Genomic DNA, 14,768 nt, shown 5'->3' with positions numbered 1-14,768 from the left:
TGGCTCGCAGAGCTCGCTCAGCAATTCACCGCCAGCCCCGATCCACGTCGGCGTTCGGCGCGTCTTTCCAGGCCTCAACTCGACCCCGGCTCGTTGATTACTCCCCGTGACCAAAGGGGTCAGGGTCGACACCCGGCATCCAGGTATTTCCCTCAGCAGTCCAGCCCTCAGCCTTGACAACCTTCTTGTACTTCTTGCTGTACTTGGCGTTCAGCCGATTCACATAGAGCTTGCCGTCCAGGTGATCAGTCTCATGCTGCATGACGCGGGCAAACCAGCCGGTCGCCTCAAACTTCAGCGGGTTCCCCCCACCATCAAACCCATTCACAGTCACCCAGTCAGCACGCTTCAGCGGGAAAGAATAACCGGGGAAGGACAGGCAACCCTCAACCTCATCGTAGGGGTCAGGGTCAGCAGTAGAAATCTTTCCCAGAGTCAGGACGGGATTCACCACCACACCCAGCGGGGGAACACCGTCCTCATTCTCAAACTTATAAGTAAACAGACGCAGGCCCACACCCACCTGGGGGGCGGCCAGGCCCACACCATTCGAGACCTCCTGGGTCTCGTACATATCATCAATGAGCTTACGCAGCTCATCATCAAAGGACGTCACCGGGGCAGCCGGGCGGTGCAAAACAGGGTTACCGTGAATAACAATGGGCAAAACAGTCATGACAAAACCTCTCAGGCGGGGTAAACAAAAGGGCCGCTACGATAAAAACCGTAGCGACCCTTTCACTCGGGGTGATCGACGGGGGTTGAACCCGCGACCTCCTGGACCACAACCAGGCGCTCTGCCAACTGAGCTACGACCACCATGTGTTCAAAACTAACCAAGCAAGAAGCCCGTTCGTTTTGGCAACAGGTAATACCTTACACGCATCTTGGACAGCGTGCAAATCGAATCTGTCCAAATAGGCGTGACGGTACTCACTATAGCTTCCGGGGTTGTCAGATAACCAGGACACCTCCGTTGGCTCTGGAGTCTTGCCTTGCCAGGGGAGCGGACGGGCCCCCGTCCGCCCCAACATGGCTAAGCAGGGTTGATGACCTGCCGGGTTTCAGCAACCTGCCGGGCCACCTTCTGGCACTCTGAGCTATCAGGGCCAGGGGAGGGTACAAAAACAGTGCCACGGTAGTAGCGCAACTCGTCAATAGAATCCTGGATGTCACCCAGGGCCCGATGGTTGCCGGTCTTGGCCGGTGCATTGTAGGTAGCCTTTTCAAACCAGCGGCGGGACAGTTCCTTGATAGTGGACACGTCAATCACCCGGTAATGCAGGTAGTCCACGAGTTCGGGCATATCGCGGACCAAAAAAGTCTTATCGGTGCCCACAGAATTACCGCCCAGCACAGCCTTGCGCGGCTCGGGGACCCACTGCTTCACATAATCCAAAACCAACTGCTGGGCTTCAGCCATGGTGATGCCCTGGTCCAGGTCGTCCAGCAGACCAGAGACCGTGTGCATATTACGCACAAAATCATCCATCTGCTCCAGAGCCTCAGGCTCAGGCTTGATGACGACGTCCACACCATCCCCCAAAATATTGAGATCCCCGTCAGTCACCAAGGCAGCAACCTCAATCAGGGCATCCTTTTCCAAGGACAGGCCCGTCATCTCACAATCAATCCATACAATTCGTTCATTTGAAATAGACACAGAACCAATCTACCCCTTTAACACCTACAGTGCAGTGATATCCCAAGCCCCTGAACTAGGGCGTCCTCAGCAGGGGTTGGGCGGGCGGTAGAATCAGGTATACCCACGACGCACGACCAGGAGCAGTATGAGTCCAAGAACCCAGGCAGGTGAACCGGCCAAGCGGGCACATCACCACTACAATTCGCGCACCTCCTCCTACGTTATGGGTAGCCCCCTGCGAACCCTGATTTTTGGGACAATCGGTTCCTTGCTCATCATGTTCGCTTCCTTTGGGGTAGGTTGGCTTGCTGACGCTTCCCCCTTCCGACGTGTGGACTGGATTATCCCCCTGCGGTACACAGCCCCTGGCATTATCACCTGCATTATTCTTCTGGTGGTGGGTGCCATGATGATGTGCCGTGAATGGTTGCGCATGGTGCAGAAACTGGTGGTTTGGAACGACCGCGCCAAAAAATGGGCAACAGTCGCAGCTATTTGCTGGATCATCCCTCAACTTTTTGCCTTCCCCCTCTACAGCCGGGACGTGTTTTCCTACTTCGCCCAAGGCCGGGTGATGGCCTCTGGCCTCAACCCCTACGAGTACGGAGTGTCCTCAGTCAATAACTTCTTCCAGTACGGGGCCGATCAGATGTGGTCTGAATCTGCCCCACCCTATGGCCCCCTCTTTTTGATGATTGAGAAGTGGGTGGCCCAGCTTGCTGGGGATTCTGTGGATACTGCCCTGTATCTCTTTAGGGCCGTTGCCCTAGTGGGGGTTGCCTTAATTGCCTGGTATGTGCCGAAGCTGGCTGCTCTTCATGGGATCAACGGGGCTCGGGCTAATTGGCTTGTGGTTGCCAACCCCCTCTTCATTGCGGCCTTTGTAACGTCCTCCCACAATGACGCCCTGATGACGGGCCTGATCCTGGCAGGGGCATACCATGCTGCAGCCCGCCGGGACACGGTGGGCGGCCTATTGGGTATAGTGCTGGTGACTGCGGCGATCGCGGTGAAACCCATTGCCCTGGTGGCACTTCCCTTTATCGGCTTATTTTGGGCTGGACGCGGGGCGTCCTGGCCCCGCAGGTTCCTATACTGGGCGCTGACCCTTGGAATCTCTATGGGGATAATGGGTGCCATGGGCTGGGCAACTGAACTGGGCTTCGGATGGATCGGGGCCCTCTCAACGACCGGCGGCCAGTTCATTTGGTTTACCCCCATCGGGTTCCTTGGAATCCAGCTAAACCAGATTTTGGTATCCATTACCGGGGACAACGACCTCGCAAACGGAATCCGGGACGCTTTCTACTCAGCCGGGAAACTGGTTGGTATGGGCCTTGCCGTGCTGATCATGTTCAGGGGGAAGGACGAAGACCTCATCCGCAGAACCGGGCTGGCTATCGCTATGGTTGTGGTCTTCTCGCCCATGTTGCAGTCCTGGTACCTGCTGTGGTTCATCCCCCTGCTCGTGGTCGCTGGCATTCGAACCGACTGGCAACTGGACTTTTATTTCCTCACCACCATGTTCTTTGTCATGTACGCGGTGTCTGACCAGCTGGCAGTGTCGCCCTATCTCGAAAACTTTGACCAAAACATGGGCCGCCTTATCGCAGCTGTCTTGAGCTTGGCCTACGCTTTCTGGCTTGTTTGCTTCGACCCGGCAACTCGACGAGTCCTCCGCCGGGCCCAACGCTCATCCCTCTACGAGGTCAGCATCTAGGACGCCCGCCAGGGGTAAGGATTCCGCTGCATGGACGGGGGTTCGACTCCCTCCTGGCCCAGAAGATGACTTTTAGCGCAGGAATAGATTAGGATAAACAGCGACCAGCCTCAGTAGCTCAGTGGATAGAGCAGGAGCCTTCTAATCTCTTGGTCGGGGGTTCGACTCCCTCCTGGGGCGCTCACAAACAACCGTCTCACAAGCAAAAACACTCATGCTTGTGGGGCGGTTGGCCCTTTAAAGCTGGGGGTAGGCCACCAACCTGACACCCGGCAGGCCTCGCGGCGCTGTGAATCAATACGCAAGAAGCTTCGGAGCGTGGGTTTACGATGTGAATCAGGCTGTCATAGGAAAAACAAATATTTCAGGCTTAGACTAGGGAGTATGACTAACGTCCGCCTCGCTCAAGCTACCCGGGAAGCGCGTGCAGAAACGTCCTTACCCACCCGCAGAACCCTACTGACAGGGCTGGGAACAACCCTGGCCCTTGGCACCCTCACTGCCTGCGGTCCAGCCAAAGAACAAGTGCACATTACCGCAGCAGGCGACGAGCACACCAATGAACCCGCGGATGTAGACGTCAACCAGGTCCTTGACGCCATCGAGGCAGAGCACGGCATTAGCCTGAGCCTAGCAGTCTACAACCACACCACAGACAAGCTCTTCCTCCACAAGGGCGACATCTGGACCTACGAAGCGTCCATCGTCAAAGTCCCCATCTGCCTCACCCTGCTCCGCAAGGCTGCGTTTGAAGGAAGACCCCTAACAGACGACGAAAAAGCTCTCGTTGAAGCGTCACTGACCTACTCAGATAACCTTTCAACCATCGAAATATTTCGGAGTGTAGGATCAGGCGACGCCTTCGACACCACCCAGAGTGCTGAATCAGTCAACAAAACCTATGAGCTACTCGGACTTACTCACACCACCATGGGGCAAACCTGGGGGGACAACCAAACCTGGGCCGAGGACCAACTGCACATTTTGCGGGCAATTGTCGATACCGTTGACTGGGTCAACGCTGAGGACGCCCAGTTCCTCCTTGAACGCCTTATCCCCCTAGACTGGTCGCAAACCTGGGGTGTAGGGGCCCTCAACAATCATGAGTCTCCCCAGGGCGTAATTTACGATGTATCTGTTAAAAACGGCTGGATCCAGGAAGATACCGGTCTCTGGCACATCAATTCGGTGGGGGTGGTGCGCACAGACCAGGCAACCTACTCCATCGCCTACCTTTCAAAGGGCTTCGAAGATCAAACAGTCGGGTATGAGGTAGCTACACAGGCCATCACAGCCTACTTCGATAAGGCCGGGTAGTTCCCGGCCAGATGGGTGCCTTCCCAGGTGATATACCCTGCAGCCTGGGCTAATGAACACCAGACGACCTCCCCGGCCCGTCGAAGTCCATACTCCCGTCCCCGGGTGGCAAGGGATTGGCAGGGGGCAACTGTACGTGGCAGGGGAGAGCCTGCAGGCAGTAGGAGGGGCACAGGAAAAGCCTCCTCCATAAGATGAGGAAGGTGCAGGTCACGTTCCTGGATAACCCGGGCATTGTGGACGCATGCCTCAATTTTGGCCCGGTTCCGAATACCTCCCTGCCCGCTCACAAGAGTTTCGACGTCCTGGTCAGTGAAACCAGCAAGCTGTTCGGGGCAAAACCCTGCCAGGGCGTCCCTCAGCTCCTCCCTTTTCCGCAGGACGACCTCCCACCACAACCCATTTTGAAAAATCAAGAGGCAAAGGTGCTCAAAAAGGGCCTCCTGGGTACGGGGAACCCGCTGCCATTCGTTCTCCCAATATTCCTGGGATGCTTCACCTCGCACCCAGGCTGGCTGTACCTGGGGTAAGCAAGAATCTACTGTCATGCTGGCCTTCCTTCTACATCGTGTAGCTGCTGATGCCCCCCAAATTTCCTGGACTGCCATTAAGAAAGATGTGGAAATACCTGCAATCCTTCGAAAATACCAAGGGCATGGCACTTGAGCCTAGCTGTCTAGTTGCAGGGCATGCGAAACCTGTTGATAAGTCAGTGAAACTGGCCTGTAACACACCGGGGAGTTTCACCACTTTTTGAAGCCACAACCGTTCTTCTAGGCAAAATACAGTGAAGGTCTTTCCCCAGGTCCGTCCGGTCTTTGTTTCTGATCAGCCGAGTACCACCATGGAATCACCCTGATAACCCCCACGAGACAGGAGATTCCCATGTCTGACACCGTCACTATCCGAGGCTTTATCGCAACAGCCCCAACCCAAAAATATCTTCCCGGTGGCAATATCCCGGTGACGAACTTTCGGGTAGCTTCTACCCCGCGATGGTTCGATGCAACCAGCGGAATGTGGAAGGAAGGCAATACCAACTGGTACAACGTCAATGCCTTTCGCGCCTTGGCTCATAACGGTGCCCGTAGCCTGCAGGTAGGCCAACCAGTCCTTGTTACTGGCCGCCTCAAGATCAAACAGTTTGAACGAGCTGACGGCACCTCTGGAACCAGTATCGATATTGATGCTTCAGCAATTGGCCATGACCTGAACTACGGTATCGCAGGATTTTCCCGAATCACCGACCGCAAACCTGAAATTGATGATACCGACAGGAAATTTAATGAGCAGGTCAACGGTGGGCAGCCTGGCCTCGTGAAGAACCAGGACGCACCTGTACCGGCCGGGCAGGAGCCGGAAGGCTCTCACGAAACCCTGCCTACTCAGCATGCAGGTTACGAACTTGTTGAGGGGGAGGACGAAGCCGTGGCCGCGATGACGTCCTAGGCCAGGCAGGCGGATACGTCACAGATCCTAGTGCCTGAACGCTTGGGCCCGGCAAGGAGCAGGGCAAACTCACACAAATTCTTTGCCCTGCTCCTAAATCCTTTCCCCACACCCGTCTGAGAACCAGGTAGGCTTAAACGCATGGCAGAATTTATTTACACCATGACCAAAGCCCGCAAAACTGTGGGCGACAAGGTTATCCTCAACGACGTTTCCATGTCGTTCTTCCCCGGTGCAAAAATCGGTATGGTCGGCCCCAACGGTGCCGGTAAGTCAACCATCCTGAAAATCATGGCGGGCCTCGACACCCCCTCCAACGGTGAAGCACGACTCTCCGACGGCTACACCGTCGGTATCCTCATGCAGGAACCCCCGCTGAACGAAGAAAAGACCGTCCTGGGCAACGTCCAGGAGGGTGTTGGCGAAATCTACGAAAAGATTGTTCGCTACAACGAAATCTCTGAAGAGATGGCCCAGCCCGATGCCGACTTCGACGCGCTCATGGAAGAAATGGGCAAGCTGCAGGAAGCCATCGACGCCGCCAACGCCTGGGATATCGACTCCCAGCTGGAACAGGCCATGGACGCTCTGCGCTGCCCTCCCGGCGATTCCCCCGTCACCCACCTCTCCGGTGGTGAACGCCGCCGCGTAGCCCTCTGTAAGCTCCTGCTCCAGAAGCCCGACCTGCTCCTGCTGGACGAACCCACCAACCACCTGGACGCCGAATCCGTCCTCTGGCTCGAACAGCACCTGCAGTCCTACGAGGGTGCCGTTATCGCTATTACCCACGACCGTTACTTCCTCGATCACGTTGCAGAATGGATTGCAGAAGTAGACCGCGGCAACCTCTACCCCTACGAGGGCAACTACTCCACCTACCTGGACAAGAAGCGTGCCCGCCTTGAAGTTCAGGGTAAGAAGGACGCCAAGCTGGCCAAGCGCCTGGAAGAGGAACTCGACTGGGTCCGCTCCAACGCCAAGGGCCGCCAGGCTAAGTCCAAGGCCCGTCTGGCCCGCTACGAGGAAATGGCTGCAGAGGCAGAAAAGACCCGTAAGCTGGACTTCGAAGAAATTCAGATTCCTCCGGGACCCCGCCTGGGTAACGTCGTTATTGAGGCAGAGAATCTGCAGAAGGGCTTCGACGGCCGCTCCTTGATTAACGGTCTTTCCTTCTCCCTGCCCCGCAACGGTATCGTTGGTGTGATCGGCCCCAACGGTGTTGGTAAGTCCACCCTCTTCAAGACCATTGTTGGCCTTGAACCACTGGACGGCGGCTCCCTCAAGGTAGGCGAAACCGTCAAGATTTCCTACGTTGACCAGAACCGCGCCAACATCGACCCCGAAAAGTCCCTGTGGGAAGTTGTCTCAGACGGCCTGGACTACATCCAGGTTGGCCAGGTAGAAATGCCCTCCCGCGCCTACGTCTCCGCCTTCGGCTTCAAGGGCCCTGACCAGCAGAAGAAGGCCGGCGTGCTCTCCGGTGGTGAGCGTAACCGCCTTAACCTGGCACTCACCCTCAAGCAGGGCGGTAACCTGCTGCTGCTTGACGAACCGACTAACGACTTGGACGTCGAAACACTCGCCTCTCTCGAAAACGCCCTGTTGGAATTCCCCGGCTGTGCCGTTGTCGTCTCCCACGACCGCTGGTTCCTCGACCGCGTCGCAACCCACATCCTGGCCTGGGAAGGCACCGACGAGAACCCCGATAACTGGTACTGGTTCGAGGGTAACTTCGAGTCCTACGAGAAGAACAAGGTTGAGCGACTCGGCCCCGAGGCAGCTAAGCCGCACCGTGTAGTTCACCGCAAGTTGACACGATAAATCAAACTCAGTCAGGTTGAGTGCGGTGAACGATTCCTCATGATTTTTGGTTCCTCGCGTGCTCGGAAAATCATGCTCCATCACCGCAAGCTGACACGATGAGCTAGCCGGGTGCGAGCGTGCGAGCACGCAAGAGGCGAGCGAATCGGAAGCTATGAGCGGAGCGAATGCGTTTGTCTAGCCGGGTGCGAGCGTGCGAGCACGCAAGAGGCGAGCGAATCGGAAGCTATGAGCGGAGCGAATGCGTTTGTCTAGCCGGGTGCAAGCATGCACTATAGAGCCGAGCGTTTGTTCTGGCTCGTGGTAGGCTCTCCACCTACTAAAAATCCCTCCCACCGTCACCGGTGGGAGGGATTTTCTTTACCTGTTTACTGATCGCGGTACTCGGGCAACCTAATCATGGCTTCTTGGGTTACGGTGGCTACGTGGGTGCCGTCGCGGGTGAAGATTTTGCCGACGGAGAGGCCGCGGGAGTCTTGGGCGCTGGGAGATTCTTGGACGAGCAGGAGCCATTCGTCTGCCCTGGCAGGGCGGTGGAACCAGATGGCATGGTCGAGGGAGGCTACTTTCATTCCAGGTTCCAGCCAGGTTCTGCCGTGCCTGCGGAGGACCGGTTCTAGCTGGGTGTAGTCGGAGGCGTAGGCGATTGCAGCCTGGTGGAGGACGGGGTCGTCGGGGAGGGGCTCAAAGGTTTTGAACCAGACCATGTTGACTGGTTCCTTTACGTGACCTGGTTCTAGGTAGACGGGGTCGCTGACATGGCGGACGTCGAAGGGCCGGGAGAAGGCTACTTTTTGGGCAATGGGAACCAGGAGGTGCCCGAGTAGGTCGGCGGCGGTGGGGAGGTCCTCGGGAGGGGTGACATGCTGGGGCATGGGGGAGCCGTGGTCAAGCCCGGCGGAGGGCACCTGAAAAGAGGTGATACAGGAGAAAATAGGTTGGCCGCCCTGGTAGGCCTGGACCCGGCGGGTGGCAAAGGAGCGGGCCTCGTTGAGGACCTCAGCCCCGTAGGATAGATCCCCGTCGACGTCTCCCGGCCTCAAGAAATAGCCGTGGAGGGAGTGCAGGACCTTACCCTCGACCGTCCGGGCTGCAGCTATGAGGGCCTGGGCTAGGACTTGGCCGCCAAAGATTCGGGGCGATTCCCGGGTTAGGGTTAGGGCGCTAAAGACTTGCTCGTGGGCGGACGCTCCGCCAGCCTGCAGATCGAGCATGGCCAGGAGCTTCTGGGTGGGGGTTAGATCCTGCTGCGTATTCTCACTCATGGTTCCACTTTCTCATATCTGGGTTATGGTTAGGGGTAGGAGAAGTGACCTTGATACCTGAAAAGAGATAGTTCACATGACTGTGACAGCCCCTAAGTACCCGGTTGAGTACCTGCACCTGCCTAACCTGTCGACGGCCCGTGACTTGGCGACCTTTCTCACCCGCGCTAAGAGCATTGACCCGCAGGCTGCTGTGAGGCTGCAGGCGGATGGGGGAGTGCTCGGGGTGTATGTGCCTGTGTTGGTGCCTGGTGACGTCCTGGATTCGACCCCCACCATCTTGGGTTTGCGGGCTGTGTCCCTAGCCCAGCCTGCCCGGGTTGATACCGTGGTTGAGGCTGCTGCCCTGCTGGATCGGCTGGCACGGCTTGAGGAGGGTGACCTGCGCTTGGCCTTGCCCCCTGTGACGGTGCAGGCAAGTTGGGCCGGTGTGGCCCCGCCCCGGACGGGCTGGGAGAAACAGGGCTTCTACCTGTCAGACGATGCCCGGGTAGCGGCCGCTGAGGGAATTGCCGCGGTAGACGGGGCCCTCCCTTCCAACCCGGGCCATGCCGTCGTTCACACTGTGCGCTCCCGGATTTGGTCCTCCCCCCTGTCTGCCCCGGACACTACCGTTTCCCTGCCTGCCGGGGCTGCTTTCGCCCTGGAAGTTCTGGGCTTCCTGCCGCTCCGGGCAACTGAGCCCATGCCTGTGTTTGCCTCCGGGCGGTGGGCCCGGGTCACAGCCAGGGCAGGGCACGTCCTAATCCGCTCTGCAGCTTAAAATACTGGCACTGCAGAAACAACCGTTTAAACAGCCAAGGCCCCACACCATTCAGGTGCGGGGCTCAGCTTTTTCGTTGCAAAACCTAGTGGGCCCGGTTCTGCATGGCGTGGGCTGCCCGGTCAAAATAAGCCCACATTTCTGCGTCGTGCAGGGGGGCTAGTTCTAGGGTGTCCATGGCTTCGCGCATGTACTTGAGCCAGGTGTCCCGCTCCTTGGGGCCAATGTAGAAGGGGTTATGACGCATACGCAGACGCGGGTGGCCGCGCTCTGCCTGGTAGGTCTTGGGCCCGCCCCAGTATTGCTCTAAGAACATGAAGAGCCGACGCTCCGCCGGCCCCAGGTCTTCCTCGGGGTACATGGCACGAAATTCCGGGTCAGCTGCCACACGGGAGTAGAACTCCCGGCAGAGCTTCTCAAAGACCGGCCGTCCACCGACCTGGTAGTAGAAAGAACGCTCGTCCACAGCGCCACTTTCAGTAGAAGGCTGGACGCTGGCCTCACCGGGCGCAGATAAGGGGCGGAAGGCTGGATTGGGTAGATTCATACCCACCAGTCTACTCCCGCCCCTGATCGTCAGCAGTTACTTTCTAGCTCAGGCCCTAGCGGTCTGCTGCCTGAACCTTGAGCGCCCGAGCCAGGGAGTCGCGTCCTTCTGCTACCTGACGCTTGAGGGCTGCGGCGTCCTCGGGCAGGGAAGCCAGGTAGGCCTCGGCCTTGTCCAGGACATCCTGAGTGTAGAAGCGGGGGAAGAGCCCGCCAATGATCTGGCTTGAAATCTCGTGGGAGCGCTCGCGCCAGACCCCCTCGATAGCCTCGAAGTAACGGTCAATGTAGGGCTCTGAGAACTCGGGGGCACCGCGGTAGAAACCGAGAATGGCGGATCGCTGCACGATGTTAGACAGCTCGCCAGTCTCCACGACGGCCCGCCAGGTTTCTGCCTTGGCTTCAGCGGTGGGGATAGCAGCCTTGGCCGTGGCGGCAGCCTGCTGGCCGTTGGAGGTGTTGTCCTCGGCCAGGGCAGCGTCAATGTCAGAGGCGGCGACGCGACCGCCCGCAGCCAGGGAGCCCAGCAGGTTCCAGCGCAGGTCGGTGTCAATCTCCAGGCCCTCCAGGGCGGTTGAACCATCGCGCAGGGCAGCAACCGTATCAAGCTGGGCCTCGGTGTGGGCCAGGCGGGCAAAGGTACCCACCAGCTGGAACTGGTTGTCAGAACCGGCCTCAGCTGCCTGGGCCAGCTGCCAGATCTTGTCAGCTGCCTCAGCCCGCACAGCCTCAGCATGGGCCGGGTTCAGGTAGGCCCGCAGCACGGTCTCAAAGTTTAGAAGCTGGGTACGGACGGCCGTCGAGTTCGTCTCAGCGCCAATATTGTTCAGCACCAGGTCAACAAACTGGCGGGCAGGCATTTCTGCGTCGCGCACAGTATCCCACAGGGAGCCCCAGACCACGCCACGGGCAACAGAGGAGTCAATGGCCCCCAGGTGGGCAACAGCGGTAGCCCGGGAACGCTCATCCAGACGAATCTTGGCGTAGGCCAAATCCTCGTCATTGACCAGGATCAGGTCAGGACGCTGGGCACCCACCGCCATCGGAACCTCCGTGACTTCGCCGTCCACATCGATCTCAAGACGCTCAGTGCGGGTCAGCACCTCACCGTCAAGGTTATAGAAACCAATCACCAGGCGGTGGGGGCGAAGAGTCTCATACCCCTCAGCGTAGGTCTGGCGCAGGGCCAGGCGGGTGATGGTGCCGTCCTCAGCCTCTTCCACCTCAGTGGTCAAGGTGTTGACCCCGGCAGTCTCCAGCCAGAGCTTAGACCAGGCTCGTACGTCGCGTCCGCTGGTTGCCTCAAGCTCATCCAGCAGGTCATCGAGCACCGTGTTGCCATAGGCGTGCTTATCGAAGTAAACCTTAAGGGCGGCCATGAAGTTATCCTGCCCCACCCAGGCCACCAGCTGCCGCAGCACAGAAGCGCCCTTGGCGTAGGTAATACCATCAAAGTTAACCTGAACGTCCTGCAAATCACGGATCGGGGCAACAATGGGGTGGGTAGAAGAAAGCTGATCCTGGTTGTAGGCCCAGGTCTTCTCAGACGCTGCAAAGGTCGCCCAGGCCTCGGGGGCAAAACGGGTGTTCTCAGCAGCTGCCAGGGTAGACATGAACTCCGCAAAAGACTCATTCAGCCACAGGTCATTCCACCACTTCATGGTCACCAGGTCACCAAACCACATGTGGGCCAGCTCGTGCAGAACAGTAATAGCACGACGCTCAACAATAGCCTCAGTGACCTTGGACCGGAAGATGTAGTTCTCCAAGAAAGTCACCGCACCAGCGTTCTCCATCGCACCTGCATTGAACTCAGGCACAAAAAGCTGGTCGTACTTCTCAAAGGGGTAGGGAGTCTTAAACTGCTCTTCAAAGAACTCAAAACCCTGACGGGTGATATGGAAAATCTCGTCCGCGTCCAAGAACTCCATGAGAGACTTACGGGCATAGCAACCCAGCTTCACCTCACGGCCCTCACTATTCGTCAACGAAGAATGAACAGACTCATAGGGGCCAGCAATAATCGCCGTAATATAGGACGAAATCCGCGGAGTCGGCTTAAAACTCCAGACCTTACCACCCTCAACGTCCTCAACCGACGTCTCAGGCTGATTCGACACCACCACCCAATGGGCAGGAGCCGTCACAATAAACTCAAACTCAGCCTTCAAATCAGGCTGCTCAAAAACCGGGTACACCCGGCGGGAATCAGGAACCTCAAACTGGGAATACAGGTAAACCTCACCGTCCACCGGATCCACAAAACGGTGCAAACCCTCACCCGTATTGGTGTAGAGCATATCCGCGTCAATCGTCAGAACATTCTTCTCAGCCAAAGCAGGCAAGGAAATACGCACACCATCGGCGTTCTCCACCGGCACCTGCACCCCATTGAGCTCAATACTACGCACCACATCAGTGATCGCGTCAATAAAAGTCTCCTGGCCAGCCACCGCGTCAAAATGAATCACGGTACGGGACCCAAAAACACGCTCACCGCGGGTCAGATCCAACTCAACCTTGTAGGAATCTACTCGCTGAATAACAGCTGCACGAGCCTCAGCCTCAGCGCGGGTCAAATTCATTCCAGGCATGGAAGTCCTTACACTCAAATTATTAGGTCTCAAACAGGCCAAAGGCAGGGTAATGAACTACACCTTGACCTCCCGGTGTGACTACAATCGAAAGAAAGAAATCACACACAGCATATGAACCCCATTCTATGCCCCACCAACGTGATTCACCTAACTAACTTTTGGTGTCAGGTCCCCTGACCTGCCCTCATACCGCGAAGGAGCTCACGTGCGCGTCCACATCGCCACCGACCACGCAGGCCTAGAACTCAGCCACTACCTCATCGAGAAGCTCACTGAAGCAGGCTACGACATGGTTGACCACGGCCCGGCCGAATACGACGCCCTGGACGACTACCCCAGCTTCTGCATCAACGCCGCGCTCGCCGTCCGTGCAGACCGCGCAGCAGGCCTAGACTCCCTGGGTATTGTGCTCGGTGGCTCCGGCAACGGGGAACAGATGGCAGCGAACAAGGTCCAGGGAATCCGCGCCGCCCTCGCCTGGAACCACGACACCGCCGCCCTCGCCCGCGAACATAACAATGCCCAGGTGATTGCGGTAGGTGGACGCCAGCACACCAAGGAAGAAGCCCTCGACATCATCAAGGTCTTCCTCACCACCGAGTGGACCAACGAGGAACGTCACGCCCGCCGCATTGGCCAGATGGCCGAATACGAGCAGACCGGGGCAATCGCGGGTAAGCACATCGACTCTTACGAGGACTAATGCCTGAAGGGCACACTATTCACCGGTTGGCCCGTCAGCTCACCGACGTTTTTGCCGGTTCCCAGCTGACGGTCACCAGCCCCCAGGGAAGATTTGCGGACGGCGCCACCCTCCTCGACGGCATGGTCTTCGACTCCGCCTTCGCCCACGGCAAACACCTCTTCGCCCGGTTCTCTAACGACCTTTATCTCAACGTCCACCTGGGAATCTACGGGGCTTTCACCTTTGGGGGCGACGAGCACTTTACCGGGGCATCCTCCATTGGGGCTCCCCGCAAACTGGGTGAGAAAGAGGACCACAGCACCGAGCTATCAGCCGAACCTCCCGCACCCCGGGCAACCACCCGCGTCCGCCTGGTATCAGATCACGGCTGGGCAGATTTGGTGGGCCCCACCGTCTGTAGAACCCTCACACCTGAGGAAGTCAATGCAGTGCGGGCCAAACTGGGCCCGGATCCCCTGAACGAGGACGCCGACCCGACAGCCTTCTACGCTGCGGCGGCCAAAACTAGCCGCCCCATCGGTGTGGTCCTGATGGACCAGGCTTGCCTCTCTGGAGTGGGCAATATTTACCGAGCCGAATCCCTGTACCGATGCGGTATTGACCCCTTCCGCCCCGCCAAGGAATGCACCCGGGAGGAACTAGAAGCTCTGTGGACTGATAACCAGGCCTTACTGGCCATAGGAGTGCGCCTAGGGCGCATCATCACCACAGAACCAGATGATCGGCCAGGAATCCCCGAAGAAGAAGCCTGGCCCGACCACGCAAACTATGTGTACCACCGCCAGGGGCAAGAATGTAATCGGTGCAGGGCAACCATCTGTGTGGAAGACCTAGCCGGACGAAAACTGTACTGGTGCCCTGGCTGCCAGCTATAAGCGTCCTCATGCATACCTGCAGAACATAACGGCCCCCGGTATTGAACCGGGGGCCGTCCTTGTT

13 protein-coding genes and 2 tRNA genes are annotated in these 14,768 nt (G+C 58.0%); 8 read left to right on the top strand and 7 right to left on the bottom strand.

All coding sequences use genetic code 11. The features are described from left to right. Window positions 1-97 precede the first annotated feature (97 nt). From def to orn, 3 genes are all read right to left on the bottom strand, one after another. A complete protein-coding gene (gene def, locus L7A15_RS00945) occupies window positions 98-676 on the bottom strand; it encodes a peptide deformylase (protein ID WP_237187837.1) in 579 nt (192 codons plus the stop codon). A 70-nt stretch (window positions 677-746) separates the two neighbouring features. Then, a tRNA-His gene (locus L7A15_RS00940) sits at window positions 747-819 on the bottom strand. Window positions 820-1,036: 217 nt separating this feature from the next. Continuing rightward, complete coding sequence (gene orn, locus L7A15_RS00935) at window positions 1,037-1,663, bottom strand: oligoribonuclease (protein ID WP_237187839.1); 627 nt, start codon at window positions 1,661-1,663, stop codon at window positions 1,037-1,039. Window positions 1,664-1,790: 127 nt separating this feature from the next. Between orn and mptB the strand changes: the two genes are divergently transcribed. The 3 genes from mptB (at window position 1,791) to L7A15_RS00920 (ending at window position 4,682) form a co-directional block, all read left to right on the top strand. Then, window positions 1,791-3,365 (top strand): polyprenol phosphomannose-dependent alpha 1,6 mannosyltransferase MptB, encoded by a 1,575-nt coding sequence (gene mptB, locus L7A15_RS00930; RefSeq protein ID WP_237207894.1) that lies wholly within the window; start codon window positions 1,791-1,793, stop codon window positions 3,363-3,365. Between the two features lie 107 nt (window positions 3,366-3,472). Further along, a tRNA-Arg gene (locus L7A15_RS00925) sits at window positions 3,473-3,545 on the top strand. A gap of 204 nt (window positions 3,546-3,749) precedes the next feature. Continuing rightward, a complete protein-coding gene (locus L7A15_RS00920; protein WP_237207893.1) occupies window positions 3,750-4,682 on the top strand; it encodes a class A beta-lactamase-related serine hydrolase in 933 nt (310 codons plus the stop codon). On the opposite strand, the gene L7A15_RS00915 is transcribed toward L7A15_RS00920, so the two are convergent. After that, a complete protein-coding gene (locus L7A15_RS00915) occupies window positions 4,661-5,230 on the bottom strand; it encodes a DNA-3-methyladenine glycosylase I (protein WP_237187843.1) in 570 nt (189 codons plus the stop codon). The genes L7A15_RS00920 and L7A15_RS00915 overlap by 22 nt on opposite strands. A gap of 337 nt (window positions 5,231-5,567) precedes the next feature. Here L7A15_RS00915 and L7A15_RS00910 point away from each other — a divergent pair, with 337 nt between their 5' ends. Both L7A15_RS00910 and ettA read left to right on the top strand, forming a co-directional pair. Beyond that, on the top strand, window positions 5,568-6,131 hold the full coding sequence (locus L7A15_RS00910) for a single-stranded DNA-binding protein (protein ID WP_237207892.1): 564 nt from the start codon (window positions 5,568-5,570) through the stop codon (window positions 6,129-6,131). A 141-nt stretch (window positions 6,132-6,272) separates the two neighbouring features. Next, complete coding sequence (gene ettA, locus L7A15_RS00905; protein WP_237187845.1) at window positions 6,273-7,952, top strand: energy-dependent translational throttle protein EttA; 1,680 nt, start codon at window positions 6,273-6,275, stop codon at window positions 7,950-7,952. 368 nt (window positions 7,953-8,320) lie between these two features. Here the strand turns inward: ettA and L7A15_RS00900 are convergent, their stop codons facing one another. Further along, window positions 8,321-9,217 (bottom strand): acyl-CoA thioesterase, encoded by an 897-nt coding sequence (locus L7A15_RS00900; protein WP_237207891.1) that lies wholly within the window; start codon window positions 9,215-9,217, stop codon window positions 8,321-8,323. A 76-nt stretch (window positions 9,218-9,293) separates the two neighbouring features. Between L7A15_RS00900 and L7A15_RS00895 the strand changes: the two genes are divergently transcribed. Continuing rightward, complete coding sequence (locus tag L7A15_RS00895; RefSeq protein ID WP_237201353.1) at window positions 9,294-9,980, top strand: hypothetical protein; 687 nt, start codon at window positions 9,294-9,296, stop codon at window positions 9,978-9,980. An 85-nt stretch (window positions 9,981-10,065) separates the two neighbouring features. Here the strand turns inward: L7A15_RS00895 and L7A15_RS00890 are convergent, their stop codons facing one another. Further along, complete coding sequence (locus L7A15_RS00890) at window positions 10,066-10,527, bottom strand: globin (RefSeq protein ID WP_237201352.1); 462 nt, start codon at window positions 10,525-10,527, stop codon at window positions 10,066-10,068. Window positions 10,528-10,582: 55 nt separating this feature from the next. Next, entirely contained in the window at window positions 10,583-13,120 is a 2,538-nt protein-coding gene (gene pepN / locus L7A15_RS00885) for an aminopeptidase N (protein WP_237207890.1), read from the bottom strand. Between the two features lie 208 nt (window positions 13,121-13,328). Between pepN and L7A15_RS00880 the strand changes: the two genes are divergently transcribed. After that, window positions 13,329-13,826: a ribose-5-phosphate isomerase gene (locus L7A15_RS00880; protein ID WP_237187851.1), complete on the top strand. Its 498-nt coding sequence runs from the start codon at window positions 13,329-13,331 to the stop codon at window positions 13,824-13,826. Continuing rightward, window positions 13,826-14,704, top strand: coding sequence for an Fpg/Nei family DNA glycosylase (locus tag L7A15_RS00875; protein ID WP_237187852.1), 879 nt, complete (start codon window positions 13,826-13,828; stop codon window positions 14,702-14,704). Before L7A15_RS00880 ends, L7A15_RS00875 begins: the two co-directional genes overlap by 1 nt. The last annotated feature ends 64 nt before the right edge of the window (window positions 14,705-14,768 follow it).

The sequence above is a fragment of the Rothia nasimurium genome, from assembly GCF_928391935.1.
Lineage (GTDB): Bacteria > Actinomycetota > Actinomycetes > Actinomycetales > Micrococcaceae > Rothia > Rothia nasimurium_D.
Note: the sequence above shows the minus strand (reverse complement) of the source record. Positions and strands in the feature narration are given on the sequence as shown.

Bases quoted from the DNA above. Each gene is read 5' to 3' on its own strand.
- def (WP_237187837.1), bottom strand. From the start codon at position 676: ATGACTGTTTTGCCCATTGTTATTCACGGTAACCCTGTTTTGCACCGC.
- mptB (WP_237207894.1), top strand. From the start codon at position 1,791: ATGAGTCCAAGAACCCAGGCAGGTGAACCGGCCAAGCGGGCACATCAC.
- L7A15_RS00920 (WP_237207893.1), top strand. From the start codon at position 3,750: ATGACTAACGTCCGCCTCGCTCAAGCTACCCGGGAAGCGCGTGCAGAA.
- L7A15_RS00915 (WP_237187843.1), bottom strand. From the start codon at position 5,230: ATGACAGTAGATTCTTGCTTACCCCAGGTACAGCCAGCCTGGGTGCGA.
- L7A15_RS00910 (WP_237207892.1), top strand. From the start codon at position 5,568: ATGTCTGACACCGTCACTATCCGAGGCTTTATCGCAACAGCCCCAACC.
- ettA (WP_237187845.1), top strand. From the start codon at position 6,273: ATGGCAGAATTTATTTACACCATGACCAAAGCCCGCAAAACTGTGGGC.
- L7A15_RS00900 (WP_237207891.1), bottom strand. From the start codon at position 9,217: ATGAGTGAGAATACGCAGCAGGATCTAACCCCCACCCAGAAGCTCCTG.
- L7A15_RS00895 (WP_237201353.1), top strand. From the start codon at position 9,294: ATGACTGTGACAGCCCCTAAGTACCCGGTTGAGTACCTGCACCTGCCT.
- L7A15_RS00890 (WP_237201352.1), bottom strand. From the start codon at position 10,527: ATGAATCTACCCAATCCAGCCTTCCGCCCCTTATCTGCGCCCGGTGAG.
- pepN (WP_237207890.1), bottom strand. From the start codon at position 13,120: ATGCCTGGAATGAATTTGACCCGCGCTGAGGCTGAGGCTCGTGCAGCT.
- L7A15_RS00875 (WP_237187852.1), top strand. From the start codon at position 13,826: ATGCCTGAAGGGCACACTATTCACCGGTTGGCCCGTCAGCTCACCGAC.